Origin of the sequence: Rhodococcus artemisiae (assembly GCF_036327795.1) — a bacterium.
Classification (GTDB): domain Bacteria; phylum Actinomycetota; class Actinomycetes; order Mycobacteriales; family Mycobacteriaceae; genus Rhodococcus; species Rhodococcus artemisiae.
Window position 1 is genome coordinate 186,709 of the sequence record NZ_JAUTXY010000005.1, and the last position, 26,902, is coordinate 213,610.

General features: G+C 64.3%; 25 protein-coding genes and 2 pseudogenes. 17 read left to right on the plus strand and 10 right to left on the minus strand.

The window, feature by feature from the left end:
• Together Q7514_RS13300 and Q7514_RS13305 are read left to right on the plus strand one after the other, a co-directional pair.
• Positions 1-1,338 (plus strand): hypothetical protein, encoded by a 1,338-nt coding sequence (locus Q7514_RS13300; protein ID WP_330133739.1) that lies wholly within the window; start codon positions 1-3, stop codon positions 1,336-1,338.
• Positions 1,335-2,069 carry an ESX secretion-associated protein EspG gene (locus Q7514_RS13305; RefSeq protein ID WP_330133740.1) on the plus strand — a complete coding sequence of 245 codons (735 nt, stop codon included), beginning with the start codon at positions 1,335-1,337 and terminating at the stop codon, positions 2,067-2,069. Before Q7514_RS13300 ends, Q7514_RS13305 begins: the two co-directional genes overlap by 4 nt.
• A 58-nt stretch (positions 2,070-2,127) precedes the next feature.
• On the opposite strand, the gene Q7514_RS13310 is transcribed toward Q7514_RS13305, so the two are convergent.
• From Q7514_RS13310 to Q7514_RS13340, 7 genes are all read right to left on the minus strand, one after another.
• A complete protein-coding gene (locus Q7514_RS13310; RefSeq protein WP_330133741.1) occupies positions 2,128-2,925 on the minus strand; it encodes an SDR family NAD(P)-dependent oxidoreductase in 798 nt (265 codons plus the stop codon).
• A gap of 84 nt (positions 2,926-3,009) precedes the next feature.
• Complete coding sequence (locus Q7514_RS13315; protein ID WP_330133742.1) at positions 3,010-3,141, minus strand: hypothetical protein; 132 nt, start codon at positions 3,139-3,141, stop codon at positions 3,010-3,012.
• A 70-nt stretch (positions 3,142-3,211) separates the two neighbouring features.
• Positions 3,212-4,105: an alpha/beta hydrolase gene (locus Q7514_RS13320; RefSeq protein WP_330133743.1), complete on the minus strand. Its 894-nt coding sequence runs from the start codon at positions 4,103-4,105 to the stop codon at positions 3,212-3,214.
• A complete protein-coding gene (locus Q7514_RS13325; protein ID WP_330133744.1) occupies positions 4,102-5,760 on the minus strand; it encodes a thiolase C-terminal domain-containing protein in 1,659 nt (552 codons plus the stop codon). Before Q7514_RS13325 ends, Q7514_RS13320 begins: the two co-directional genes overlap by 4 nt.
• Positions 5,757-7,373, minus strand: coding sequence for an AMP-binding protein (locus Q7514_RS13330; protein ID WP_330133745.1), 1,617 nt, complete (start codon positions 7,371-7,373; stop codon positions 5,757-5,759). Before Q7514_RS13330 ends, Q7514_RS13325 begins: the two co-directional genes overlap by 4 nt.
• A gap of 59 nt (positions 7,374-7,432) precedes the next feature.
• A complete protein-coding gene (locus tag Q7514_RS13335) occupies positions 7,433-8,929 on the minus strand; it encodes an acyl-CoA carboxylase subunit beta (RefSeq protein ID WP_330133746.1) in 1,497 nt (498 codons plus the stop codon).
• Positions 8,930-8,973: 44 nt separating this feature from the next.
• Positions 8,974-10,212 carry a cytochrome P450 gene (locus Q7514_RS13340; protein WP_330133747.1) on the minus strand — a complete coding sequence of 413 codons (1,239 nt, stop codon included), beginning with the start codon at positions 10,210-10,212 and terminating at the stop codon, positions 8,974-8,976.
• A 172-nt stretch (positions 10,213-10,384) separates the two neighbouring features.
• On the opposite strand from Q7514_RS13340, the gene Q7514_RS13345 reads away from it, so the two are divergent.
• Genes Q7514_RS13345 through Q7514_RS13365 form a run of 5 tightly spaced genes read left to right on the plus strand, consistent with a single transcriptional unit; the run spans position 10,385 to position 14,678 of the window.
• On the plus strand, positions 10,385-11,170 hold the full coding sequence (locus Q7514_RS13345; RefSeq protein WP_330133748.1) for a coniferyl-alcohol dehydrogenase: 786 nt from the start codon (positions 10,385-10,387) through the stop codon (positions 11,168-11,170).
• Between the two features lie 36 nt (positions 11,171-11,206).
• Complete coding sequence (locus Q7514_RS13350) at positions 11,207-12,001, plus strand: enoyl-CoA hydratase/isomerase family protein (RefSeq protein ID WP_330133749.1); 795 nt, start codon at positions 11,207-11,209, stop codon at positions 11,999-12,001.
• Between the two features lie 8 nt (positions 12,002-12,009).
• Entirely contained in the window at positions 12,010-12,813 is an 804-nt protein-coding gene (locus Q7514_RS13355; RefSeq protein WP_330133750.1) for an enoyl-CoA hydratase/isomerase family protein, read from the plus strand.
• Positions 12,814-12,846: 33 nt separating this feature from the next.
• Positions 12,847-13,551: a TetR/AcrR family transcriptional regulator gene (locus tag Q7514_RS13360; RefSeq protein WP_330133751.1), complete on the plus strand. Its 705-nt coding sequence runs from the start codon at positions 12,847-12,849 to the stop codon at positions 13,549-13,551.
• Positions 13,551-14,678, plus strand: a complete 1,128-nt coding sequence (locus Q7514_RS13365; protein WP_330133932.1) for an NDMA-dependent alcohol dehydrogenase — start codon at positions 13,551-13,553, stop codon at positions 14,676-14,678. Before Q7514_RS13360 ends, Q7514_RS13365 begins: the two co-directional genes overlap by 1 nt.
• Positions 14,679-14,721: 43 nt before the next feature.
• Here Q7514_RS13365 and Q7514_RS13370 read toward each other — a convergent pair whose 3' ends face one another.
• Together Q7514_RS13370 and Q7514_RS13375 are read right to left on the minus strand one after the other, a co-directional pair.
• Positions 14,722-15,114, minus strand: a complete 393-nt coding sequence (locus tag Q7514_RS13370) for a pyridoxamine 5'-phosphate oxidase family protein (protein ID WP_330133752.1) — start codon at positions 15,112-15,114, stop codon at positions 14,722-14,724.
• Between the two features lie 53 nt (positions 15,115-15,167).
• Positions 15,168-16,847 (minus strand): FAD-dependent oxidoreductase, encoded by a 1,680-nt coding sequence (locus Q7514_RS13375; RefSeq protein ID WP_330133933.1) that lies wholly within the window; start codon positions 16,845-16,847, stop codon positions 15,168-15,170.
• 138 nt (positions 16,848-16,985) lie between these two features.
• Between Q7514_RS13375 and Q7514_RS13380 the strand changes: the two genes are divergently transcribed.
• The 6 genes and pseudogenes from Q7514_RS13380 to Q7514_RS13405 form a co-directional block, all read left to right on the plus strand.
• Complete coding sequence (locus tag Q7514_RS13380; RefSeq protein ID WP_330133753.1) at positions 16,986-18,227, plus strand: amidohydrolase family protein; 1,242 nt, start codon at positions 16,986-16,988, stop codon at positions 18,225-18,227.
• Between the two features lie 43 nt (positions 18,228-18,270).
• On the plus strand, positions 18,271-19,572 hold the full coding sequence (locus tag Q7514_RS13385) for an amidohydrolase family protein (RefSeq protein WP_330133754.1): 1,302 nt from the start codon (positions 18,271-18,273) through the stop codon (positions 19,570-19,572).
• Between the two features lie 41 nt (positions 19,573-19,613).
• Positions 19,614-20,645, plus strand: a complete 1,032-nt coding sequence (locus tag Q7514_RS13390; RefSeq protein ID WP_330133755.1) for a Rieske 2Fe-2S domain-containing protein — start codon at positions 19,614-19,616, stop codon at positions 20,643-20,645.
• A complete protein-coding gene (locus Q7514_RS13395) occupies positions 20,642-21,262 on the plus strand; it encodes a cysteine hydrolase (RefSeq protein ID WP_330133756.1) in 621 nt (206 codons plus the stop codon). Before Q7514_RS13390 ends, Q7514_RS13395 begins: the two co-directional genes overlap by 4 nt.
• A gap of 37 nt (positions 21,263-21,299) precedes the next feature.
• A pseudogene (locus Q7514_RS13400) lies at positions 21,300-21,740 on the plus strand (PDDEXK nuclease domain-containing protein); the annotation flags it as partial.
• Between the two features lie 13 nt (positions 21,741-21,753).
• A pseudogene (locus tag Q7514_RS13405) lies at positions 21,754-22,057 on the plus strand (transposase); the annotation flags it as partial.
• A gap of 225 nt (positions 22,058-22,282) precedes the next feature.
• Here the strand turns inward: Q7514_RS13405 and Q7514_RS13410 are convergent.
• On the minus strand, positions 22,283-22,444 hold the full coding sequence (locus Q7514_RS13410) for a hypothetical protein (RefSeq protein WP_330133757.1): 162 nt from the start codon (positions 22,442-22,444) through the stop codon (positions 22,283-22,285).
• Between the two features lie 217 nt (positions 22,445-22,661).
• Here Q7514_RS13410 and Q7514_RS13415 point away from each other — a divergent pair, with 217 nt between their 5' ends.
• Genes Q7514_RS13415 through Q7514_RS13430 form a run of 4 tightly spaced genes read left to right on the plus strand, consistent with a single transcriptional unit; the run spans position 22,662 to position 26,757 of the window.
• Positions 22,662-23,672 (plus strand): FecCD family ABC transporter permease, encoded by a 1,011-nt coding sequence (locus Q7514_RS13415; protein ID WP_330133758.1) that lies wholly within the window; start codon positions 22,662-22,664, stop codon positions 23,670-23,672.
• Positions 23,669-24,472 carry an ABC transporter ATP-binding protein gene (locus Q7514_RS13420; protein WP_408016081.1) on the plus strand — a complete coding sequence of 268 codons (804 nt, stop codon included), beginning with the start codon at positions 23,669-23,671 and terminating at the stop codon, positions 24,470-24,472. The genes Q7514_RS13415 and Q7514_RS13420 overlap by 4 nt, the downstream gene beginning before the upstream one ends.
• 34 nt (positions 24,473-24,506) lie before the next feature.
• Positions 24,507-25,535: an ABC transporter substrate-binding protein gene (locus Q7514_RS13425; RefSeq protein WP_330133759.1), complete on the plus strand. Its 1,029-nt coding sequence runs from the start codon at positions 24,507-24,509 to the stop codon at positions 25,533-25,535.
• A gap of 1 nt (position 25,536) precedes the next feature.
• A complete protein-coding gene (locus Q7514_RS13430) occupies positions 25,537-26,757 on the plus strand; it encodes an MFS transporter (protein WP_330133760.1) in 1,221 nt (406 codons plus the stop codon).
• Positions 26,758-26,902: the final 145 nt, after the last annotated feature.

Sequence of the window (26,902 nt, forward strand, 5' to 3'; positions counted from 1 at the left end):
ATGTCCGACACCGACAACCCGATCCACGAACTGCTCACCCCGCTGCTGGGGTCCGTGCCACCGGAGTCCGTCGCGCGTCGCCAAGCCCGCCACGACGAATTGGCCGGGCGGGTGGACAGCGGCGTCGACCCCGATTACATCGCGCAGTTCGAGAACTTCCACGGCATGGAACACGCCGCGATCCATCAGCTCAGCCAGACGATCAGCCCCCTCGCGATGACCACGCTCTCGAACGAATGGAGGAGTCTCGGAACAGTTTTCAGCTTCACGGTCTCCATGGCCACCGCCATGATCCGCGACAAGATCGCGCAGCACTGGGAAGGCGACGCGGCGGACGCCGCATCGTCGGCGACGGAATTGTTCGGCACCTCCGCCCAGCGGTTGAGCGATGCGTCGCTCGCGGTGTCGGAGAAGCTACAGATCGCCGCAGATGTGGGCGCGCGAGTGAAGTCGTCGGTCACTCCCCCGTCGAACTCCGTCCCGTTGCCGATGGACGCACTCAGCCCCGTCGCCGCGGCTGACAGAGAGCGCCGGGACGAGGCTGCACGGCAGCAGGCGATTCGCGTCATGGAATCGCTCTACAAGCCGTACTACCGCGATTCCGGGTCCGCGGTACCCGTTCTGCCTGCGCCCCAGGACGCCGCCGGCGTCGTGCACCAGGACACCGCCGACGGCGGCTCAGCAAGCGCGGGCATGGGCGTGGGCGTGGGCGTGGGTGCACCCGGGTTCGGCAACCCATCCGCATCCGGCGACAATAGTTCCGCGTCGTCCTCGAATGGGAGCGGGGCAGCGGGCGGTCAGCCGTCCGGATCGGCAGCGACCCCACCGGATGGCGGCAATACGACCGACAGTTCTGCGACCGAGAGTTCCCTGGACGGACAGCCGCAGTCTGCAGGATCCGAGGGCGCGGGCTCGGCCGAGTCGGAAGCGACCCGCACGTCACCGACCTCGACGTCCCCGACATCGACTCTTCCCGGCGGCATGACAAGTCAACCGTATGGTTCTTCGACAACGGGATCCGGCATTCCGGGAAGTGGAGGCTTCGGCGGTGGCAACTCGGCCGGTGGTGGTGGCTCCGCGCTCGGACCGGGCGCTGTCGGTGGGGTCGGCGCGGCTGCCGTCCCCGCGCCCGCCGCGTCCCAACAGGGAGGAGCCGCCGCCCGCGCCGGTTCGATGCGTCCGATGGGCATGTATCCCGGCATGATGGGCGGACAGCAGCGCGACAACGACGATGAACGAAGGGTCGCGAGTTACCTCGTCACGAACGATCACGGCACCGAACTGATCGGGTCGCTCCCCGACACCGCCCCGCCTGTCCTAGGAGTTGACCCGATTTGACCTGGAGTGTCACGCCCGACCGTTTCCTGTCGCTGTGGACCACGGCGGGAAGCGACGAATTTCCGTTCCCCCTGCGCTATCGGTCGACGTCGATGTGGGAGGACGAACACGACGCCGACCTGCACGCCGCCCACGAGTGGCGGCGCAAACTGGCCGATCCGCGCCTCGAGCACGCGATCCGCATTCTGCACTCGGGCGAGGTAGCCGTCGAGGTGTACAGCACCGTAGGGAATGCAGACGTACGTGTGCGTGGTGGAGTTGAAGGTGCATTCGCCGTCGTCGCGCGTCAGCACGACTCCGGCGACATCCAGATCACTCCTGTCCGGTCGGACGCGCTTCCCCGTACCGTCGTCGCACAGATCCCGGATGCGCCATGCGGACGTGAGAAGGCGCGAGCCGCGTCGATGCGTGAACTCACCGAACCCGGCGGCACCACATCCGTGAGGGAGCAGATCGGCGAGAACGAACCGCGGGCGCTGCGCCGCCTCCTCCTCCGCGACCGTTCCGGCGCGGGCAGCATCCGGCTGCTCGCCCCGAATGCTCACGGCCGCTTCACCACGGAATCCGACATCGGCTGGTTCGATGTCGTCGACGACGGTCGTTACATGTTCGCGCCGGCACGCGACATTCGTGTGGTTCCGGCAACCAACGAGGTAGTGCACCAGGAACTGTTGCGCCGCATCGACGCTGTGCACAGGCGCGGCCGCGACAACCTGACTTTCCGACGGTGACGCCTCAGCGCGTGACTTGTCGAAAGGCGTGCACCCATGAGGCAGTGCCGGCAAACCATCAGGTGAAGTCCGAGCCGCCGTCGATGTTGATGTCGGCTCCGGTGATGTACGAGTTCCGCCGGGAGGCCAGGAATGCCACCAGCGGGCCCACCTCCTCCGGTAGTCCCGCACGCGGCATCTGCGCCGGATGCCCGAAATGTGCGCCGATGGCGTCCATCAGAGCGTACGGGTCGCTCGATTCGACCCCCACCGACATCGCCCATTCGATCAGTGACGGGGTGACGATGGTTCCGGGGGAGACGACGTTCACCAGAATCTCGTCGGGCGCCAGGAGTTGCGACAGATTCTTCGACGCACTCGTCAACATCGACTTCGCCGCAGTGTATGCCACGAGCGGAACACTCTGTCGACGAGTCGATTGCGCGGAGAAGTTGACGATGCGTGCCCACTGGGCGGAACGGAGAAGTGGGAGGGCCGATCTCACGCAGCGCACCATCGACATCACACCGTCATCGACGGCATCGCGCCATTGGTCATCGGTCAGGACGTCGAATGCCCCCTGCGCGTTCGGTCCGACGGTGTTGACGAGCACGTTGAGCTCACCGCCCCAACGACCTCCGAGATCGGCGAAGAGCTCGGACACTGCGTCACCATCACGAACATCGACGGCGAACCCTACAGCGTCGGGACTTCCATACCCTGACAAGGACTCGGCAGCGGCCTCGACACCGGCCTGCGAACGACCGACGACTGCGACACGCGCGCCCTCCTCTGCCAAGCACCGGGCAGTGGCGAATCCCATCCCACGGCTTCCACCCACCACGACAGCCGCTGCGCCTCCGAGACCGAGATCCATGAAGCCCTCACCTCCACACCCATCTCATTATCCTGCGCTGCGCACCAATTCACGGTCCGCGATCACTCGGGCGAAAGCAGGTGATCAAGCGCGCTGGTCCGGGGTCGGCGCCTGATCCCCCTGGTCGGTGCCGCGGATCTTGCGCCACTGCGTGACGACGACGTACTTGACGAGCAGACCGTAATTGCGGAGCTTCTCCATGATGAATCCCTTCATTTGCCGAATTGCCGAACCGTGCAAATTATACTGACCGACAACACTATTGGAAGATTCGAACGATACTTGTTCAGGTGACTTCAGTGATGCATTCCTCGACGAACGCCAGCACGCTCCTGTGGTAGTCGGGTGCGCCGAACCCGACGCTGATGTTGTGGCCACTCGCGGGCTGTGTGTGGTCGACGAACCGCGGGGACGACGAGAAGAGCCCTGCAATCACCGTCCTTGCCTCCTCATCGGTTCGCCACACCCGCTCGTGCTCGGCGCAACTGAGCCGCACCGGAACTCGCACCTGCGGTGCGAGCTGCGCAAAGTCCCGCGGCCACTGCACGGCGACCGCCGTCTCGTAGTGCGGAGCCGCGGAGGTCAGTGAGCGCCCGCCACGAACCTCTTCCGGATACAACTCCTCCGGTTGCCACAGCAGATCACGGATCGTCGAACGGTTTCGCGTCGCGCGTATCCCTTCGATGATGCGCAGTGCATCCTCGAACTTGTCGGTGCCCGTGCCGGCGATCTCCAATCCCAACAGTCCGTCACCTCGCGGATCGGCCGCCATCCGCACTGCCAGGTCGCACCCCGCCGAATGCCCGACCACGAAAAGTCCAGCACCCCAAGACCGTTCTTCCAGCAACCTCTCCACCGCGCTGAAAGTTGCATCGACGCGGCGCTGCGGGTCGTCGAACGCCCGATCGCGATCGGGCGACGCACCGTAACCGGGCCGGTCGATCGCCAGAACCGTGTACCCGGATTCCACTCCGGTGCGCAGCAGCGACAATTCGGGAAGGCCGGGGAAATCGTAGTAGCGGGAGGTCGTCGCTCCACCATGCAATGCGACGACGACAGCCCGCGGCTGCTCGACATACACGCAACGGGCCGACATCGGCACACCGTCCACGCCGACGACACGATCAACCGGCCTGTCCACCCCGATGTGCTCGGGCGTTCCGACGCCGGCGGTGCTCATCGGCCGGCCTCCAGTAACATGACTCCGCTCGGCGTCAGCCCACCGCTGGTGACCACCGCGACTCGCGCATCCGCGACCTGACGCGCACCTCCATGGCCGCGCAACTGGGTGATCGCCTCATGGATCAGTCCCATGCCGTGCGTGCGCCCGTGCGACAGCTGGCCTCCGTGTGTGTTCAACGGGAGAGCTCCGTCCGGTGCAATGTTTCCTCCTCCGACCAGAAAGTCCTTCGCTTCACCGATTCCGCAGAACCCCAGCGCTTCGATCCACGACAGGCAGTTGAACGTGAACCCGTCGTACAGCTCCGCGACGTCGACGTCGCCGGGGCGCAGAGATGTGCGGCTCCACATGTGTGCGGCCTGACCGAGCACCTGCGGTTCGTGGGTGAGGGTGCTCTGGTCCCATTCGAGTCGCTCGAGGATCTGAGTGCCGACCGCTTCGACGAACACAGGGGGCTGCGCCAGATCACGTGCGGTCTCGCGGGCCGAAACGATCACCGCGATCGCTCCGTCGCACGGCACGTCGCAGTCGTAGAGACCGAACGGAGTGGTGATCGGACGCGCCGAGAGATAGTCGTCCATCGTCATCGGATCACGGTAGATCGCAGTGGGGTTCGCTGCCGCATTGGCACGCTGGTTCAGTGCGATCCACCCGAGGGTTTCGCGCTGCGTCCCATATCGATGGAAGTGGCGTTGCGCGGTCTGCGCCAGCAGATGCGCCGCAGACACCGCACCGAACGGCGCGAACCATTCATCCGACGGCGCAGCCGGTGGAACGGTGCGGCCCGACCGGACCAGTTCGCTGTACGTCGATTCCCACACCGTGCGGAAACACAGCACGTGCCGGGCGAGCCCCGACGCGACCGCGAGCATCGCCGCGATCACCGACCCACCCGGGCCGAACGTTTCCATGGCGCCGTTGTGCCAGGTCGGCTGCAATCCCAAGGTTGATTCGAGCGCGGTGACACCGCCCTCGGTGAACGGGCCGAGCGATCCCGCTCCCGGGTAGGTGGACAGTCCGTCGATGTCGTCGACGGTCAGACCCGCGTCATCGAGGGCAGCGCGGCACGCCTCGACCGTGAGCGACAGCGGATCGACCATGAGTCGGCGCCCGATGCGCGACATGCCGATTCCCGTCAGCGCGACCCGATCCTCGAACTTGTCCGCGCTCACCATCGGGCGCACCCGCTGCGCGATGGTTCCGGCGTCGGGATCGTCGGCAGGTAGTTCCCGGACCGGACCAGGTTCCGACGCCGGGCGGAACTGCGGCAGCCACACGTCGTCGACCTGCTCGAACAGCACTTCCATTCGCATGCCGAGGGTGAGGTCGGATTCGTCGCAGCCGGCCACGTTGGTGGTCAGCCGCACACGCGGATCGTCGTCGAGCGCGACCTGCGCGACGATGTACGGCGGAAGCATCCCGGGCGGCGCGAAACGATGGTTGACGGTGAAGCCGATGAGCGTCGCGGACCCGGAGACGACGCGGACGCCGAGATCGGTGCCGTGGCAGTGGCGGCACGCCGGGCGCGGCGGATGGATCAGCCCCGAGCACGAGAGGCACTCCTGGATCCTCAGCACACCCTCGGCGCCGGATGTCCAGAAGAACTCGGTCTGTGGGGTGGTCGCCGGCGTGGTCCTCGTTGTCGACGCCGTCATCGGATGCCTGTCTCCCTGCTTTGTGCTTGCTGTGCCGCCCACCGGTAGTCGGCCTTTCCGTTGCCGAGTCGCCGGATCTCGGGTACGAACACGAACTCCTTGGGGATCTTGAAGCCGGCGAGTTCCACACGGCATGCCTGACCCAATTCTTCTGCAGTGCAATTGGATTCACGCTCGAGGTGCACGAGTGCGACGACCTCCTGCCCCCACCGCTCACTGGGCCGCCCCACCACAAGCGCATCGGCGACACCGGGATACACGCGCAGCACCTCCTCCACCTCTTCGACGAACACTTTCTCGCCACCGGTGTTGACGACCAGCGAGTCCCGGCCGAGCAGGCGCAGCGTGCCGTCATCCGCCATTGTCACGCGATCACCCGGTATCGCCATGCGAACCCCGTCGACAACGGGAAAGGTGCGTTCTGTGGCATCCCGGTCGCGGAAGTAACCGAGCGGCACCCGACCCGTTCGGGCAGCCCAGCCGATCTCGTCGTCGCCCGGGCGCAGCAGCCGGGTGCGATCCTGCGAGACGGCCGTCCCTCCCGGCATCGGGGCGAACGTGTCGACCTCGGCCCCGCTGCTGCTGCGCCCGAAACCCATTCCCCCGGTCTCGGTCGAGCCGTATCCTTCGACAACCGTGACATGCGGAAGCAACTCGAGGAACGCGCGTCTGTGCACCGGATTCGTTGCAGCGCCCCCGGTTCCGATCGCGAGGAGCGAATCGAGACGGTGACGCCGGTGCCGCATCTCTCGGACGAGAGGCCCGGCATAGGCGTCGCCCACGATGGTCATCAATGCCACGTTCTCCCGCTCGACGATATCCAGTGTGTCGCGGGCGTCGAACGGGTTGCGGTCGTCGTAGAGCACGACGGTCTGCCCCGCCAGAAGTCCGGCGAACGCGGTCCACGTACCGGCCGCGTGCGACAGCGGGGACACAGCGAACCACTTCTGTCCCGTCAGCGCGGTCAATGCCTGCAGCGGTTCGGCCGAGTCGTGATCGGCACCGTTCATCGACGACACGTACACGTCGCTCTGTCGCCACAGCACGGCCTTGGGGCTTCCGGTGGTGCCGCCGGTGCACAGCATCATCACATCGTCCGGAGATCCGGTGATCACCCGGTCCGGATCGCCCATTTCGACGGCGGTCTCGTACGAAACCGCGCCGTCGAGTTCGGGGGTGTCGCTGTCGTCGTCGACGCACACCAGAAGGTCCACGTCGTCGATGATCTCCGCCAGTACCGGCCCGAACGACCGGTGGTACACGATTCCCCGTGGCTGAAGATATGCGAGAAGGTCCCGGAGTTCCCGCGCGGTGTAGCGGGGGTTGATGTTGACCGGAACGGTGCGCGCCTTGAGACAGCCGATCAGCACCTCGGGGTACCGATCGTTGTACATGATCATCGCGATGCGGTCCTGGCCGCACTCCCAGCGGTCCAGTTCGCCACTGGGAGTGTGCGCACCGAAGCCTCGATCGGCAAGGAAATTAGCAAATCTTCTTGTGCTCAAAGAAGCTTCACCGAACGAGGTTCTGCGTTGCTTGCATACGGTCATGGTGCGATCGGGTACAGCGTCTGCGACGGCGTCGAACACCGCGCCGAGGGTCCATTCGGGCACTGCTTCACTCCTCTGTCGGGGAACGTCAGTGTTTCCGGAACATCAGTATTTCCGGAACGTCAGGGCACGATCGCGGTTCTGGCTACGGGTTCCGCTGCGACCTGTCGCGCATAAATTCCTCGTTCGAGGGATGTCAGAAGCGCGTTCCGGGTTTCGTCGGGGCTGATGAGTTCGTCGAATCCCATGTGTTCTGCGGAACGGTAGGACGCTTCGAGTTCCATTTCCCGAAGTTGCGCACCCAGGTCGTCATCGGCATTCGATGCGCCACTGAGCGCTGCAGCGCTCATCGCACCCATCGTCGCACCGGGATACGCATACGCCGCCGTCTGCCCGTCGAACCCGATCAGCGACATCACCATCGACCCGAAGCCGTATGCCTTCCGCAGTGTCACATGCATTTTCATGGTTGTCGCGGTGGTCTGCGCGACGAACATGCGTGCGCCGCTGCGCAGCACACCGGAACGTTCGGACTCGCTGCCCGGCAGCATTCCCGGGTTGTCGGCAAGGAACACGATCGGCAGGTGGAACGCGTCGGCGACCGAGATGAAATGGGCAGCCTTGTCAGCGGCGTCGGCATCGATGGATCCGGCCAGCACCTGCGGCTGGTTCGCGACCACCGCAACAGGGTGTCCACCGAGATGTGCCAGAGCACAGACGATCGCCCTGCCGAAACCCGGCTGCACCTCGAACCAGTCCTTCGTGTCGAACACCGCGTCGATGACGGCTGCGATGTCGTAGGTGGTGCGGTTGTCGCGGGAGATGATGTCGAGCAGTTCCGGTGTCTTCCGCGGCCCGGAGAATTCGTCGGGTTCGGCCGCGATGGGATACGACCAGGCGCTCGGCGGGAAATAGGACAGGTACCGGCGGATCTCGTCGAGGGCCTCTTCGTCGGTGTCGGTGACGTTGTGGATCAGCCCGCTCGGGATCGCTACACCAGGCCCACCGAGATCCTCCTTCGACACATCCTCCCCGGTGGACACTTTCACGACGGGTGGCCCGGCAGTGAAGATGGCTCCGTGCCGGCTCATGATCGCGAAGTCCGAGACCGGCGCGATCAGTGCGCCGTGCCCGGCGGACGCACCGAGTACGGCGGTCACCACCGGGACCTTGCCCGAGCACTGTGCCTGCGCGAGCAGGTCGGTGGGAGTGCGTCCGTAGTGGTCGCCCGAAGGCCGGAAGCCGGCTCCCTCGAGGAGCATCACGAGCGGGACCTTGTTGCGGACCGCCAATTCCGCGAGACGGTACCGCTTCGAGTTGCTGCCCGGCGCGATCGTGCCCGCAACGGTGGTGAAGTCCTCGGCACCCACCATGACCGGAAATCCGTTGATCAGGCCCGAACCCGTGACGATGGCGTCGGCTGGGGTGTCCCCGCCGACGAGGGTCCCGAACTCGTGGAACGTGCCCGGGTCGAGCAGCCTCTCGATCCGGGCACGGGCGTCGAGTTTGCCCTTGCCGCGATGCTTGTCCAGCCGTTCCGACCCGCCCATCCCGTGGGAGTGGTTCCGGCGGCGGGCGAGGTCGTCGAGAGTGTCGTCCCAGGTCCGGGCGTTGGTCATGAGTAGTCCTCGGGGATCTGTGGCTGTCGGTGGGCTGTCGAGCATCAGTGCGACATCTCGTAACGGATCGGAAGGTGCTTGAGGCCTCCGACGAAGGTCGTCGCAGTCAGTTCGGGTTCGCCGGTGAGCTCGATCGACTTCAGACGCGGGAGCAATTCGGCGAAGAACTTCTTCATCTCCATGCGAGCCAGACCCGCGCCCATGCAGAAGTGCACTCCGAAGCCGAACGCGACATGATTGTTGGGTGTGCGCCGCACATCGAACGCGAAGGGGTCCTCGAACACCTCGTCGTCACGGTTTGCAGATGCGTAGGACAGCAGGAGCGAGTCCCCCGCACCGATAGGAACCCCGGCGAGTTCGGTGTCCTCCGCCGCCGTACGCATGAACGCCTTGACGGGGGTGACCCACCGGATCATCTCCTCCACCGTCTGCGGGAGCAGGTCGAAGTCTTCGATCAGCAGCCGATGCTGATCCGGGTGATCGATCAGCGCGCGGAGCCCACCGGAGATGCAACTGCTGGTCGTATCGTGGCCGGCGGTCGCGATGATCGTGTAGTACGACATCGTGTCGATGTCCGAGAGCGGTTCGCCGTCGATGCGGGCGTTGGCGATCTCCGACGCCATGTCGTCCGTGGGGTTCTCACGGCGTGATGCTGTGAGCACCCGGAAGTACTCGAACATCTCGAGCAGCGCGTTCATCGTCTCGTCGGCGGGGGTGCTGCGCTTGAACTCGTCGTCGTCGCTGCCCACGAGTTCCTGGGTGAGCCGCAGCATGAGCGGGAAGTCGGATTCGGGCACCCCGAGCAGGGACATGATGACGTAGAGCGGGTAGTTCACCGCGACTTCGGACACGAAATCGCACTCTCCGCCTGCCGCCGCCAACTTGTCGACATACTTGCGGGCGAGCTCCTCGATCCGTAACTCCATGGCACGCATTGCTTTCGGACGGAACCAGTTGGTCGCGATCGCCCGGATGACCCGGTGCTGTTCACCGTCCATGTGGATCAGGGTGCGTACCCCGGCAGCCGCCTGCATCTCGTCCGACTCGGCGGTCATGAGCACCGGGCGCGGCCAGTTGGTGAAGACTTTGTGAGACCGTTCGACGGTCATGACGTCCCGGTGCCGCAGGACCGCCCAGAAGGGTTTGTACCGCGGCACCTCTACCCGCACCACCGGAGTCTCGTTCCGCACCTCGGACAGGCTCGCGTGCAAGTTCTGCTCGTCCTTGTATGCGGCCGGGGTCGCCAGTACTCGCGCCCGATCCACGGCGGTTCGCTGATTCACAAGCAACGCTCCGTTCCGATGCAGTCCGTCCGGGGCGATGCACTTCTCGTCTGGCACCGCCGGTATCCCAAAGCCTTTGTCAGCCACCCCAGAGTGATTTATAGTCTGCCTTACTGTCAAGCATTCTATATAGCTTTCACGAATCCCCTGAAGCGAAAGGCACGGAGCCCACATGAACACCGAGCAGCGCAGGATCGTCGTCGTCGGGGCGGGATCCGGAATCGGCGCAGCAACCGCCGCACACTTTCACGACCAGGGCGATCATGTTCTTGCCGTCGATCTCCGCCCCGAAGCCGCGAAGGCCTCGCAGCATGCGCAGTGCGATCTGCGCGACGCCGCGCAGATTCGCGATCTGCTCGGTTCGATCGGCGACAGCTGGGACATGCTCGCCTACGTCGCGGGTGTCCCCGGTACAGCACCGGCCGCCGACGTCCTGAAGGTCAACTACCTCGGGATGCGCCTGTTCGCCGAGGGCATGCTGCCCCTGATGCAACGCGGCGGATCCGTCGTCACGGTCGCATCTGTTGCTGCGCTCGGCTGGCAGGACCGCATCGACGTACTCGCCGGCCTCCTCGAGTCCACCGACGCCGACGCAGTCGAACGCTGGCAGGCCGGGCAGGATCCGAACTACCCGGTCTACAGCACCTCGAAGCAGGCCGCGATCCTCTACGCCAAACGCCTCGCTGCGGCTGCGTGGCAGAGGTACGGAGTTCGCGTCAACACCGTGAGCCCAGGGCCGACCGAAACCCCGATCCTCGGCGATTTCGAGGCGTCGATGGGCAAGGAAGTGCTCGACACGGTCAGGGCGACCGTCGGCCGACATGCCCGCGTCTCCGACATCGTGCCGGTCATCGAGTTCCTCGGATCACCGGCCGCGGGCTGGGTCAACGGCCAGGACATCCATGTCGACGGAGGGTTCGTCGCACCGATGTCCGTCGGAGGTCCCGTCCAGCTCTGACCCCGGCAGCCACACTCCGTGAAGAAGCAGGTGAACGTGAACAACACGACCATCGATTCCGAGCCCGCACTGCTCACCGAACGCAACGCCGGCATCCTCACGCTCACCCTCAACCGGCCCGGTCGCCGCAATGCGATCACGCCGGGTATCTGGGTCGGGCTCGCCGAGCAGCTGTGGGGAGCCGCCGACGACGATGCGATCCGCGCGGTCGTGCTCACCGGGGCGGGGGGCACCTTCTGTAGCGGAGCCGACATCGCCGCAGCCGCGGAGTTCGATGAGTTCCCCGACCCCGCAGAGCTTATCGCGACCGTCAACGACACGCTGCGCCTCCTGCAGGAACTACCGGTGCCGACGATCGCGAAGGTCCGCGGCGTCGCGGCAGGAGCCGGATGGAACCTCGCCCTCGCCTGCGATCTGGTGGTCGCGGACTCCGACGCCCGGTTCTGCCAGATCTTCTCGCGCCGGGCACTGTCCGTCGACACCGGAGGGTCATGGCTGCTCCCCCGCATCGTCGGATTGCAGCAGGCCAAACGACTCACGCTTCTGGCCGACATGATCGGCGCGGCCGAGGCTCACGACCTCGGCCTGGTCACCTGGGTCACGGCACCGGACGAACTCGACGAGTTCACCGGCGAAATCGCCGAGCGGCTCGCGCGCGGCCCCTCCGGAGCTCTTGCCCGGACGAAGGATCTGATCAACAACGGGATAGACCGCACTTTGAGCGAGGCGCTCGAGTGCGAATCGAGCGCCCAGGCAGCGAACCTCCGAGAACCCCACGTGCTGGAGGCATTCGCCGCGTTCACCGAGAAGCGCGAACCGCGCTACACGTAAGGAAACCCATGACCTTCGATACGATCGGCTATGCAGTGGACGGCCATACGGCCACCGTCACACTCGACCGACCCGAGGCACTCAACGCCTTGAGCCCACACATGATCACCGAGCTTCGGGCCGCCTATACCGAGGCCGAGAACGACGACAAGGTGTGGACGCTCGTCGTCACCGGAACGGGGCGGGCGTTCTGCACGGGCGCGGATGTCAAGGAAATTCCAGGCGACGGGAAGGTTGTCAACGAGAAACCGTACCTGTCGACGTACGAGCAATGGGAGGCACCGCAGGAGGGGACACCCCCGTTCCGGTCGATGACGAAACCGATCGTCGTTGCCGTCAACGGGATCTGTTGCGGTGCAGGGCTCGACTGGGTCACCACCGGCGACGTCGTGATCGCGTCCGAAAAGGCCACGTTCTTCGACCCGCATGTCAGCATCGGACTCGTCGCGGGACGCGAAGTGGTCCGCGTAGCCCGAGTGCTGCCGAGAACGGTGGCATTGCGGATGGCGCTGATGGGTAAGCACGAACGTATGAGCGCGCAGCGCGCATACGAACTGGGCATGGTCACCGAGATCGTCGAGCACGAGAAACTTCTCGAGCGGGCGCACGATATCGCGGATGTCGTCAACTCCAATGCACCACTGGCCGTCCGCGGGACCAGGCTCGCGATTGTGAAGGGGCTGGACGTGCCGTTACACGAGGCGGAGATGCTCGCCGAATCGTTCCGTGAACGCGTCACGCGGACCGAGGATGCACTCGAAGGCCCCCTGGCTTTCGTCGAGAAACGTGCACCCATGTGGCAGTGCAGGTAACGAGAACACCACGCGGCAAGGCGGTACACCATCATGGCGAAACGAACACGACTGGAGCGGGGCTCCCTCAACCCGGATGACATACTCAGGGGTGCTTTCGAACTCACCGACGAGGTCACCGTCGACAACCTGAGCATGCCGATGCTTGCACGCCACCTCGGAATCGGCGTGACGAGCATCTACTGGTACTTCCGTAAGAAGGACGACCTGCTCACCGCGATGGCCGACCACGTGCTTCGCGAGTCGGTGCGCTCCACCCCCTCGGTGGAACCGTCGGACTGGCGTGGGACGCTCCAGAACCACGCGCGCACTGTACGGCGGATGTTCCTCGGGAATCCCATCTTGTGCGATCTGATCCTGATCCGTCCTTCCCTCAGTGCCAATGTCGCCAAGCTGGGAGCCCGGCACAACGAGAACGTGATCGCCGGGCTCGTGGAATCCGGGTTCACCCTCGCCGACGCGGTGGGCATCTACTCCAGCATCCAGCTGCACGTGCACGGCATGATCGTCCTCCAGCGACTCCAGGACAAGAACCGGATGTCCGATTCGCCGTCCGACGCGTACTACGAGATCCTCCCGGTCTCACCCGAAACCACCCCGCTGCTGGCAGCAGCGAACGAGAACGGTTTCCGCGGAGGAGAACCCAACGATCACAATTTCGAGTACGGACTGACCAACATCCTCGACCACGCCGCGCAGCTACTCGCCACGACCCCAGCACAGAAAGCAGCGCGATGATGAAAACCAAGGGTGCACTGCTCCGAGGACACAACCAGCCGTGGTCCATCGAGGAGATCGAACTCGACCCTCCGCGGTACGGGGAAGTCCTGGTCCGGATGGAAACCGCCGGTCTGTGCCATATCGATCATCACCTGGCGTCCGGCGACATCACCTCGAACGGTTTTCCCATCCTCGGCGGACACGAAGGAGCCGGAGTCGTCACTGGACTCGGGCCGGGTGTCACCGACCTCGCGGTGGGCGATCACGTCGCCCTCTCGTTCATTCCGTCGTGCGGTACGTGCCCGTCCTGCCGCAGCGGAGCGAGCGATCTCTGTGACGTGCGACCTCGCCTGCTGAACGGAGTCTCCGTGTCGGACGGCACCTTCCGCGCCCACACCGGCGAGGAGGACGTGTATCCGATGTCGCTCGTCGGTGCCTTCGCCCCGTACGCGGTGGTCCACCACACCTCGGCGGTGAAGATCGATCCGGCGATCCCGTTCGAGGTCGCCTGCCTGGTGGGGTGCGCCGTCACCACCGGCTACGGGGCGTCCGTGCACTCCGCACAGGTCCGGCCGGGCGACGATGTCGCCATCGTCGGGGTCGGCGGAGTCGGGAGTGCGGCACTGCAGGGTGCGATCATCGCGGGGGCACGACGCGTCTTCGTCGTCGATCCCTCCGAATGGAAGCGGGAGCAGGCCCGCAAGTTCGGCGCGACCCACGCGTACGCCGATGCCGAATCCGCACTCGAACACATCGCCGAGGTCACCGACGGACGCATGTGCAAGAAGGTGATCGTCACGGTCGGACGCTGCGACGGTCGCGATCTCGAGAGCTGGATGCAGCTGACGGCGAAGGCCGGCACCTGTGTCCTCGCGTCGATCGCCAGCGCCGGTGCCGTCGACACGACTGTCGATCTCGCGTCTATCACCCTGTCGCAGAAAACTCTTCTCGGATGCCTGTTCGGCGGCGGGAACCCCCGACTGGACATCCCCGAGATCCTCGCACTGTACAAGCTCGGTGAGCTGCCGCTCGACGAGCTGGTCACCCGCGAGTACCGGCTCGACCAGATAAACGACGGTTACCGCGACATGCTCGACGGCGTGAACATCCGCGGCGTCATCCGTTTCACCAACGACGATCGCTGACCGTCCTACGGCACCCGCCGGGATTCCCCGGCGGGTGGTCGCGCTATTTGACGATGAATCGAGTGGTGTCGAGAATCATCACGACCCGATCATCGCTGTCGTCCGGCAGCTGGACATCCGACTCTCCGTACCGGTGCCCGAGCGAAGTGTAGAACAATGCGTCATGATCCGGCACCACCGTCACCAGCCACCCATGTATCTCGAGGACCCTGCCGGGGTCTTCCGGGTCTGTGATCATGAACGAGTAGTTGGGGTTCGCCTGCAGGCTCACGAACTTCTTACGAGGAATCGTATGGCTCACTCGCAGATGTGCACCGTCCCAGCTGAATCTCATCGGCGCCAGGTTGGGCGATCCGTCGGGGCTGACAGTGCCGAGCACACCGACAATCGGCCGTTCGAGGAGGTCTTCGTACCCTGCGGGCACTTTCGAGATCATGTGCAGCACTCCAGTTCGTCGATAATGGTGATCGGATCCGCAGTTCGGGTTTCCTACAGGGGCACCTGGATACCGGCCCCACCCGCTGTGGCATACAGGTCTTCGCGTCGGACGAGCTTGAGTCGCGGCCGTCCTCTTTCGCGGCCGGCCGCGAGTTCGGCCGCGTCGATCCGGTTCCATCCGTCACAGTCCACACGCCTCACACCGCGCGCGGCGAGCAGGTCCGGGATATCGGTGCGTGCAGCAACGGGATCGGGCAGGAGTCCTTCGGCGAAGTCGGCGACGATGGTCCGCGCTGTCTCCTCTCCGCACCATCGGTTCACTCCGATGCCGCCGGTGGCGCCGCGCTTGATCCACCCTGCGACATACACGCCTCGTTCGGGCTCTCCGGGGCTTCGCTCCACGCGTCCGGCAGAGTTCGGAACGATTGCGCGCGTCTCGTCGAACGGCAGCCCCGGGATCGGCACGCCACGGTATCCGATCGCGCGGATCACCAGCCCGGCGTCGAGCACGAGGTCATCATCGGTCGAGGTGACCGTGCCGCCCCCACCGGTCACGTATTCGTTCCGCGCGCACCGCACGCCTGCGACCGCGTCGTCGCCGACGAGCTCCGCGGGGGCCGACAGGTATCTGAAAACGATGCGGCGGCTCGCGCCGGTGAGGTCGCGCGACGCGAATTCCCGGGCGAGGGAGATCTTCATCCGCAGTACCGAATCGAGGGTGCCGTCGGCTTCCGCCCGAGCTGTCGCGTCGTCGAGGACGAGGTCGTCGGGGTCGATGACGATGTCCACGTCCTTCAGCTCGGCAAGAGCCATGAACTCGGAGAGGGTGTAAGCGGCCTGTGCCACGCCGCGTCGACCGAGAACGACGACCTCGCGAACCCGGGAACGCTGCAGGGTTTCGATCGCGTGCTCGCCGATGTCGGTGGCGTGCAGTTCATCGGGGCCGAGGCAGAGAATACGCGCGACGTCCAACGCAACATTTCCGTTGCCCACCACGACGACACGTTCACACGAGAGATCGAAATCCCGGTCTGCCCGATCGGGATGGCCGTTGTACCAGTCGACGAATTCCGTCGCGGGTATCGAACCGGCGAGATCCTCGCCCGGCACGCCGAGACGCCGGTCGTGCGATGCACCTGAAGCGTAGAGCACAGCCGTATAGCGTTGCGCCAGTTCGTCGTGGGTGATGTCGGTGCCCACCTCTGCGCCGAGGAAGTACTCGAAGGACCCTCCGGCTGCGGTCGCTGCGAATCCGTCCTGCACCTGCTTCGTTGACAGGTGGTCCGGGGCAACCCCGGCCCGGACCAGACCGTACGGGGTGGGCAGGCGGTCGAACATGTCGATCCGCACGGTCCTGTGTTTGGACAGTTCCGCTGCCGCGTAGAACGCGGCAGGTCCGGCTCCCACGACGGCGACCGACAACTCGCCGTCGAGCTTCGGCTGCCGCACGTGCTGGAGGAGCCCGCCGAGGACGTCGTGGTCGCTGTAGTAATCGGCGTTGATCTGCTCGTATCGCCCCTGGCGGGCTTCGAGCAGGTCGATGTCGATAGCAGCTCCGACCGGACATTCGTCTGCGCAGGCACCGCAGTCGATGCACGTGTCCGGGTCGATGTAGAGCATTTCTGCGGTGAGGAACTCCGGCTCCATCGGAGTGGGATGGATGCAGTTGGCCGGGCACACACTCACACAACTGGCGTCGTTGCAGCAGGACTGGGTGATCACGTACGGCATGAAGATCTCACTCTCGCGACGGTTGCTCACAGAATCCCGACACCGCAGAACAAGTTACCGTAAGACGCACTGTTGACATAACTGTTCAGCGCTGACACGCTCGGAAGCACAAGTGGGCGCCACTTAAGGAGGGCACGCATGCCAGGAACCGAGACCGCACCGATATTCGACGTCGACACGCACATGTACGAAACCGCGGAATCGCTGACGAGACACCTTCCCGCCGAATACGAGTCGGCCGTCCAGTTCGTGCAGATCGGCAAGCGCACACGCCTCGCCATCAACGGGAGAATCACCGACTTCATCCCCAACCCCACCTTCGACCGCGTCGCGGCCCCCGGCGCACACGAACCGTTCTTCGCGGGCCGCAACGTCGACGGCCTGACACTGCGTGAAATGCAGGGCCGGGCGATCGACTGCCCACCCGCCACCCGCGGCCCCGAAGAACGTCTCGCCGAAATGGACCGTCAGGGCGTCCGCGAATCGATCGTCTTCCCCACACTGGCGAGCCTCGTCGAGCATTCGTCCGCCGACGATCCGCAACTGACCCTCGCGATCGTGCACGCGTTGAACCAGTGGATGCTCGAACACTGGGGATTCGCCCACGAGGGCCGGATCTTCACCACCCCCGTGATCAACTGCGCAGAGGTCGACGGTGCCCGCCGCGAACTCGCGTATCTCCTCGAGAACGGCGCGAGAATCGCGCTGATCAAGCCCGCCCCGGTCAAAGGACTGCACGGCTGGCGCTCGCCTGCACTACCCGAATTCGACCCGTTCTGGCGCGATGTCGAGGACGCCGGCCTACCGATCGCACTCCACGCCAGCCAACCGCCCCTCGACGAGTACATCAACAAGTGGGAACCACCGAACACCCAGAACTTCATGGCCATGAGCGCATTTCGCTGGCTTGCGCTCGGGCATCGCGAGATCTCCGACATGATCGGCAGTCTCATCTGCCACGGAACCCTCACCCGTTTCCCGAAACTGCGCATCGCCAGCGTGGAGAACGGAAGCTCCTGGATTCCGCCACTGTTCCACGACCTCGCCGATCTCACGAACAAGATGCCCCAGAACTTCCCCGAGGATCCCCTCGAGGTATTCCGCCGCAACATCTGGGTCAGCCCGTTCTGGGAAGGGTCCGTCGCCGACGTCGTCGAGACCGTCGGCTGGGACAAGGTCATGTTCGGATCCGACTATCCACATCCCGAGGGGCTTCCCGAGCCGAAGGGGTACTGGAAGTACGCGGAGGGGATGGACCGTCGTCGCACCTGGGACTTCATGGGCGACAATGCCCGCCGATTCATGGGGCTTCCCATCGCGAATCCCGACCCGGATGCCGCGCTTCCACCGTCGCTGGCCACCGCAGGCCGACAGCCCTGACGATCTCGACCGACCTCCTCCCACCACGCGAAAGGCAACGACCGTGGACCTCAACGAAATGATCCTCATCAGCGTCGACGACCACATCATCGAACCACCCGACATGTTCGCCAACCATCTACCGGCGAAATATGCCGACGACGCACCGCGACTCGTGCACATGGACAACGGTGCGGACATGTGGAAGTTCCGGGACCGCATCATCCCCAACGTGGCACTCAACGCCGTCGCCGGACGCCCCAAAGAGGAATACGGCCTCGAACCCGAAGGGCTCGACGAGATCCGGCCCGGCTGTTACGACGTCCACGAACGCATCAAGGACATGAACGCCGGCGGCGTCCTCGCCCAGATGAACTTCCCGTCGTTCCCCGGATTCGCCGCCCGTCTGTTCGCCACCGAGGACTCCGACTTCTCCCTCGCGCTCGTTCAGGCCTACAACGACTGGCACGTCGACGAATGGTGCGGCGCCTATCCCGGCCGTTTCATTCCCATGGGCCTACCCGTGATCTGGGACGCCCAACTGTGCGCGCAGGAAGTACGCCGACTCGCGAAGAAGGGTGTGCACTCGCTCACCTTCACCGAGAACCCCGCAGCTCTCGGCTACCCGAGCTTCCACGACGAATACTGGAACCCCTTGTGGAAGGCCCTCGTCGACACCGACACGGTGATGTCCGTCCACATCGGCTCATCGGGAAAGCTGTCGATTCCCGCCGTGGATTCCCCACCGGATGTCATGATCACGCTGCAGCCGATGAACATCGTCAATGCCGCCGCTGACCTGCTGTGGTCCCGCCCGGTCAAGGAATACAAGGATCTCAAGATCGCCCTCTCCGAAGGCGGCACCGGCTGGATCCCCTACTTCCTCGAACGCGTCGACCGCACCTTCGAGATGCACTCGACCTGGACCCTGCAGGATTTCGGCGGCAAGCTTCCCAGCGAAGTGTTCCGCGAGCACTTCCTCACCTGCTTCATCAGCGACCCGCTCGGCGTCAAACTCCGCCACGACATCGGCATCGACAACATCGCGTGGGAGATGGACTATCCGCACAGCGACTCGATGTGGCCCGGCGCGCCCGAAGAACTCGGCGGTGTCTTCGCCGACGACCACGTGCCCGACGGCGAAGTCGACAAGATGACCCACCTCAATGCGATGCGCTGGTACTCGTTCGACCCCTTCGTGCACGTGCCGCGCGAGCAGGCCACCGTCGGGGCACTCCGCGCCGCCGCTGCCGGCCACGACGTGAGCATCCGGGCACTGAGCAAGCACGAATCGAATGCCGCTGAGAAACTCGCTGCCTGGGAACAGCAGATCGCCGCCGCCACCGAGATGCAGCGTTCGAACTGACTTCATCGCACCTTCACTTTCGACAATGCCGGGAGGCACCCATGGACGTACCGTTCACATGGAAGGTCACGGGATGGTTCGTGATCGGCTGGTCGCAGGAGTTCGAGGCGGGGCAGAGCCGGGCTCTGCGGTACTTCGGGGAAGACCTCGTCGCCTATCGCGACGACGACGGCGAACTGCACGTGATGACCGGCAACTGCCGCCACCTCGGAGCACACCTCGGACATGGCGGCAAGGTCGTGGGCGACTGCATCGAGTGCCCATTCCACGGTTGGCGGTGGGGCCCCGACGGTTCCAACCGCTACATCCCGTACGACCCCGACCGTCCGAACAAGGCCCTGAAGCTGCGGGTGTACCCGATCCAGGAACAGCACGGAATCGTGTACATGTGGCATCAGCCGGACGGGAAGCCGCCGCAGTGGGAACTGCCCGACCCGTTCACGAAGTTCCCCGAGATCACCGCGGGCCCGGACCAGTACTATCCCATCTATCCGACCTTCTCCCGTCGCGCAGACTACGAACCCGTTCATCCCCAGGTCGTGGCAGAGAACGGACCCGACAGTGCGCACTTCCGCTATGTCCACGGCGCATCCGTCACGCCGGTCTCCCTGGATTGGGAAGCGGTGGACAATGAGTGGCGGTTCCTCACCGGCTGGCCGGATACCACCAGCGACGACCCGGACAAGATGGCGCTGCGTATCCACAGCCACTTCTCGGGGCTGGGATACGCGATGAGCGCATTCGAGGGCGCCCAGAACCATCGATTGATCTTCGCCTGCACCCCCGTCGACAACGGGCATTCCGATCTGTTCTATTCGATCTGGTGGCCACGCGAGCAAGGCGACACCTGCGATGTCGCTCCGAAGAAAATTCAGGAGAAGGTCGAGCGACGTTTTCTCCACACGGTTTTCGAGGATCTCGACATCTGGCGGTACCAGATCTACGTCGAGAATCCTCCGCTCGGACGCGTCGACGCCAAGCCGTACATGGCGATGCGCCGGTGGGCGCAGCAGTTCTACGAGGTTCCTCCCGAAGAATCCTCAGCCGGCACACCGATCAAGGCACGTGCGTGACCGCACCGACCCTCTCGGAGCTTCTCCATCCGGGCCGCACGGCAATCGTCACGCAGGAACTGCAGGGCGCTGTCGTCGGCCCGGATGCAGGCATGCGAGCGCTGGCGCGCGAGGCTGAGCGGCGGGCACTACCCAACATCGGCCGGTTACTTCCCGCTGGCCGGGCAGCCGGGGTCCGCGTCGTCCACTGCCTGGTGCAGCGGCGCGACGACGGGCTCGGTTCCAACCACAATGCGAAACTCTTCGCGATCGGGAGCCGGTCGACGTCGATGGCTCCGGGTAGCGACGGCGCGTCCCTGCTGCCGCAGTTCGGTCCCGCGGAATCCGATGTGGTGCTGACCCGCATACACGGGCTGGGGCCGATGGGCGGAACCGACCTGGATGCGGTCCTGCGCAACCTCGGAATCGACACGATCGTGCCGGTCGGGGTGTCACTGAATGTCGCGATACCCAATCTGGTCATGGACGCGGTCAACAAGGCGTACCGGGTGGTGCTGCCCAGCGACGCGGTCGCGGGGATACCCGCCGAGTACGGGGAAGCGATGATCGACAACACGCTGAGCGTGCTGGCCACCGTCACCACCACAGACGACATCCTCGACGTGTGGGGTCGCTGACCGCACCACCCGTCGCGCACACGCGCCCGAGAACTGCACTCATCAGATCGCCGGGGGACTGCACCGCAGGATCGGGGCAGCTCCGTCGAACTTCCCTGACCACCTGCCCATGAAGGCGTCGGACCTGGCCAGGCAGCTCGTCCGAGACCCGTACGTGTTCGACTTCCTCGGCCTCACCGAACGAGTAGTCGAACGTGAACTCGAAGCCGCCCCTGATGAACCGACTCGAGGCGTTCCTGCTCGAGCTTTCGCACGGATTCGCATTCGCCGGCCGCCTGTACCACTTCTCCGTCGACGGCGACGACTTCCACATCGATCTGACTCCCACGCCGGCACCACCGCCCCATTGGCAGTGGCGAACTCCAGCTACGACACCCTGCCCGACCCGATCCGCGAACTCCGCTTGCCCAGCAGCGGTGTGACAAAGCTGACCGAGGTCGGTGAGATTTTGGACACATCACTGTCTCGAAGTGCCTGAACCGGACCCGTGAGCAGGCGCTGAGGACCGTATCCGCGGGTTGAAGGACACCGGACTGCGGAACCCTGCCGTTTTACGGTTTCGGGCAGAATCAGATCTGGCTTGAAGTCGTCTCCCTCGCAGCAGAATTACTAGCCTGGACTCAGGCTCTTGCTTGGGGTGAGCATGCACCGGTCCGCCGGTGGGAACCCACACGGCTGCGCCTGCGGATCCTTGCCGTCGCCGGCCGGATCGTCCATACAGGCAGAAGGCAATTGCTGCGACTGCCGAGGGGTTGGCCATACAACCACCTCATCGACACCGCCTGGACCAGCGTCGGCGACCCCGCGTGCCTCGATACGACAACGCTGTCACCTACGGGTTATCCACAGGTCAGCCTAGCCAGACGAAAGTTTGAGGCTAAGGAACTCGTCGATCATTGGGACGGGCAGCAAACTTACATCACCGAACGGGAAAGTCGTTTCACCGCGATGCTCGCCATACTTGAGTTTGCGACGAAGGTGGGCTGACCGGGCTCGACCCTTCCAGTAGCCGGGGATCGCTCACCGCGCGGATCCTCGCTCGCGGGCCTCTTCGTCGGTCTGCTCAGTGAGCGCCGCACCGTCCAGGCGCACGATCGCATCCTGGTCTGGAAGCCCCCTGACCGCATCGTTGCAGCGGTGGGCCTCGTCGAACACTGCGACGTCATGTTGGAGCTCTCGCATCCTACTTGCCTTCGCTGACCAAGCCCAGGTGGTTCAAAATGAGCGCGATTTGACCTGAGCAAACAGTCTAGTTGACAATGGTTATCATTATGGTTATTTCGTCCTTCTTCGCGATCCGATGACGGCCAAGGTGCCATCACCCACGGCCGGTGGGATGCAGGCGAGTCCGGATCGCCGAGCAAGTTGGATTGCGGGACCGAAGGGAACGGCTGTTCTCGTGACGGGACTTTTTACAGTTCTGCTGGTCTCGGCGCTTATTGCGATCGGACTGGGATCCGCAGTCGTGCCGCCAGGAGATACCGTTCGCTACCTGTGGTCCGCGCTGACCGGCGGGACGATCTCGGCCGATGAGGTCACCCGCTATCAGATCATCTGGCAGATCCGAACACCCCGTGTGCTCCTCGCCGTCGTGGTGGGAGCGGGGCTTGCGGCGGTAGGTGCGGCGATCCAGGCGCTGGTCCGGAACTCGCTCGCGGATCCATACATCCTCGGTGTCTCCTCAGGCGCATCCGTCGGCGCGGTCGCAGTGTCGCTGTTCGGTGCACTATCTGTACTGGGAATCTACGCCGTCTCCGCGGGAGCGTTCATCGGCGCGATCGGGGCGACGATCCTGGTGTACGCGATCGCCTACGGGAACGTCGGCGTCAGTCCACTGCGATTGGTCCTCACCGGTGTGGCGTTGTCCTTCGGCTTTCAGGCAGTCATGAGCGTGATGATCTACTTCACGCCCACGAGTGAGGCGACGGGCACTGTGCTGTTCTGGACGATGGGCTCGTTCGGTGCAGCGACGTGGGGATCGCTCCCCATCACAACAGTTTTCGTCCTCGCAGGAATCGTTGTACTCCGCCGATCCGGTCGCTCGCTCGATGTGATGTCTCTTGGGGACGAGACCGCGGCCAGCCTCGGGATCGACGCAACGCGCAGCCGGAAGACGCTTTTCGTGGTCACGGCAGTGATGACAGGGACGATGGTCGCCGTCAGCGGAACAATCGGATTCGTCGGGCTGGTCATACCGCACATCACACGGATGCTGATCGGTGCAACTCACGCCCGGTTGCTGCTCGTCGCACCGTTCATCGGCGCCATCTTGATGGTGTGTGTCGATCTGCTCGCTCGCACGCTCGTAGCTCCCAGGGAACTGCCGCTCGGCGTTCTGACCGCGATCATCGGGGTGCCGGTGTTCATCTACCTGATGCGGCGCAAGAGCTATGTGTTCGGGGGGAAATGATGGACCTCGGCCTCGATGATCTGACTGTCACTATCGACGGACGCGACCTTGTCGACCGATTGTCCTTATCCGTGTCCTCGGGTGAGATCGTCGGGCTCGTCGGACCGAACGGTTCGGGAAAGTCCACCGCATTGCGATGCGTGTACCGGGCGCTCAAGCCTTCAGCAGGGATCGTCCGGATCGGCGGGGACGACATCTGGCGCCTTCCCTTGCGCGACAGCGCCCAGCGCGTCGCTGCGCTGACCCAGGAGGGCGGCGCGGACTTCGATTTCACGGTCGAAGAGGTCGTCGCACTGGGTCGTACGCCGTACAAGCGGGGAAACGACCCACTCACAGACTCCGAGCGCGAACTGTGTGCCCGCGCGATGAACCAGATGGACGTCCTCGATCTCGCCCACCGGGGCATCATGGACCTCTCCGGCGGAGAGAAGCAGCGGGTCCTGATCGCACGAGCACTCGTGCAAGAACCGAGCATCTTGATCTTGGATGAACCGACCAACCATCTGGATCTGCGACATCAAATCCAGCTCCTGGGGCACCTGCGCCGATGCGGTCTCACAGTCGTCATCGTCCTCCACGACCTGAATCTCGCTGCCGCCACATGCAACCGGATCGGTGTCCTTTCGAAGGGACATCTCGTGGCAAGTGGGGCACCTCGTGAGGTTCTCACCCGGGAACTGATCGCCGAGGTCTTCGGTGTATCCGTCTTCATTGTCAGCCACCCGATCACCGGGAACCCCCAGATTCTCTTCACCCTGACCGGCGACGACATGCAACCACCGGTTGCCTCGAACCCCTAGACGGCTCGAACCCCTAGACGGAAGGAGCACAGAGATGACAACACGTGCACCACAGCGGAGAAGGTCCGCTGCTGCGGCCTCGGCAGCCGCAGCAACGCTTCTACTGACGGGATGTGGAGCCCAGGTCGACACGCCTCAGGACGGCCAAGGAACGGGTTCCACGACCGTGACGGTGAATCGGTGCGGCGAACCAGTGGATTACTCCACCCCGCAGCGCGCCATCGTCTACGAGGGCGGCAGTGCGGACAAAATGTTCGCTCTCGGGCTGACCGACCACGTCTTGGGATACGTCCTCCCACCGGCCAATCCTCCGGTGAACGAATCGCCTTGGGCTGCGGAGTACGAGAAGGGCGAGTTCCTCTCCGACGACCTGCTCAACAGGGAGCTCGTCGTCGATGCGAACGCGGACTTCGTCGTCGCCGGATGGAATTCCGGCTTCTCCGACTCGCGGGGGATCACCCCGGAGATCCTCGACACGCTCGGCATTCAGAGCTTCATGCACTCCGAATCGTGTTTCAACTATCCCGGGTTCTCCGAACAACACACCCCGTTCGAAGGCCTTTACACCGATCTGGAGCGTCTCGGACAGATCTTCGGCGTCGAAGATCGCGCGGAAGCACTGGTCACCGAATACAAAGAGCGCGTCGCAACCGTAGAGGAGCACGCACCTGAGGGAGACCCGATCAAGGTGTTCCTCTACGACTTCGGGACCGACAAGCCCTTCACCGCCGCCAAACAGGTGCCGCCGAACGACATCATCCGCTTCGCGGGAGGAACCAACATTTTCGGTGAAGTCGAGGCACGGTGGACGGAAGCCAGCTGGGAGGCCGTGGTGGAAGCCGAACCCGAGGTGATCATCATCCTCGAATACCAGGATCAGCCCGCACAGGAGAAGATCGATTTCCTGAAGTCGAACCCCACGACTGCGACCCTTCCCGCAGTGGTGAACGACAACTTCTATGTCCTCGACTACAACAAGGCGATCTCGAGCCCCCGCAACATCGATGGCTTGGAAGGCTTCGCCGAATATCTCCACGAATACGCCGAATCGCACCGACGCTGACATGCCGCCTGGACACTCCGAGCGCGGCACACTGCCCACACCGGATTCCCTGATCATCCGCACGCTGTGGCGGGTGCTACTCGCGGCAGTGATCAGCCTGTTCCCATTCACCATCTACTCCACCTTTCTCGTTCCCATCGCTGAGGCAGCCGAGCAGGAAGCCTCGGTCGTGGGTGCGCTCCGCGGGCTCGGCGGCGTCGCCGCGCTCATCGTGGGAATTGCGCTCGCACCGTTCATCGCACGGTGGTCAGCCCCTCACACCACGTCAGCCGCACTCGTGCTTCTCTCAGCCGCAAGCCTGATCGCGACCCTCGGCACGCTGCCGGCTCTGGTCCTGTTCTGCATCGGTATAGGCGTGGCGACCGCGGTCCTCACTCCCACCCTGTTGACGATCGCAACAACCACGTTCACCCGTGATGGTGATTCTGGCCGGGCAGCGACCATCGTCACCGCCACGCAGTCCCTTGCTGCAGTTCTCGCCGCCCCCGTCATCGGAGGCATCGGTCTGTGGAACGGTTGGCACGGCGCCTTGTGGGTCACCGCCGGAACGGCCGCGATCATCGCGATACTCATCCTCCGTGCCGAAAGTGGGTCTGGAGGGGGCAGTACGCCGTTGCGATACGCGGAAGCGTTCCATCGGCTACGGCATCGCCGCGATCTTTTGGCCCTCATTGGGATCGCATTCCTTCGCACGACCGCATTCATGGGGTACCTGGCGTTCCTTGCTGTCTACTACCACGATCGATTCGCCCTCAATCCAGTTTCCTTCACGCTCATCTGGACACTCAGCGGCGCATCGTTCTTCACCGGCAACTATCTTGCCGGGAGGTGGGCGAGAGGGACTGCGCCACGGAGGCGACGACTTCTCTACGTGGGGCTGCTCTGTGCCGCTGTCGCGGTCATCATCGTCTTCACTACAGAGTGGCTTCCCTTCGCACTGATCGCGACGGCAGTCATGGGCTTCAGCCACGCCATCGTTGCAGCTCTTGTCACGACGCAGATCGCAGAGCGTGGAGAGGAACTCACCCCGTCCGCGTACAGTATCAATGCGGCCGGCATGAGCCTCGGTGTCTTCACCGGCGCGCTTGTCGCCAGCATCGGGCTCAACCTAGGTGGAGGTGTTGGCGTCGCGATCTCCCTCGTTGTTCCGACACTTGTTGCGATCGCGCTGGTTCCAAACACCACACGGACACAGTCGGTCGGTGATCGGAAGTGCTGGTGAAGAAGGCCGCCCACCAAACCTATGTGCTGACTACATGCCGTAGGGTTCGGGATGCACCGATGACGTTGTCGGCAGCACACGGCGGATCGGTCGGCCCGGGCGATGTGTTCGATAGTTGGTCGGGGGTGGTCATGGTTGTCAGCAA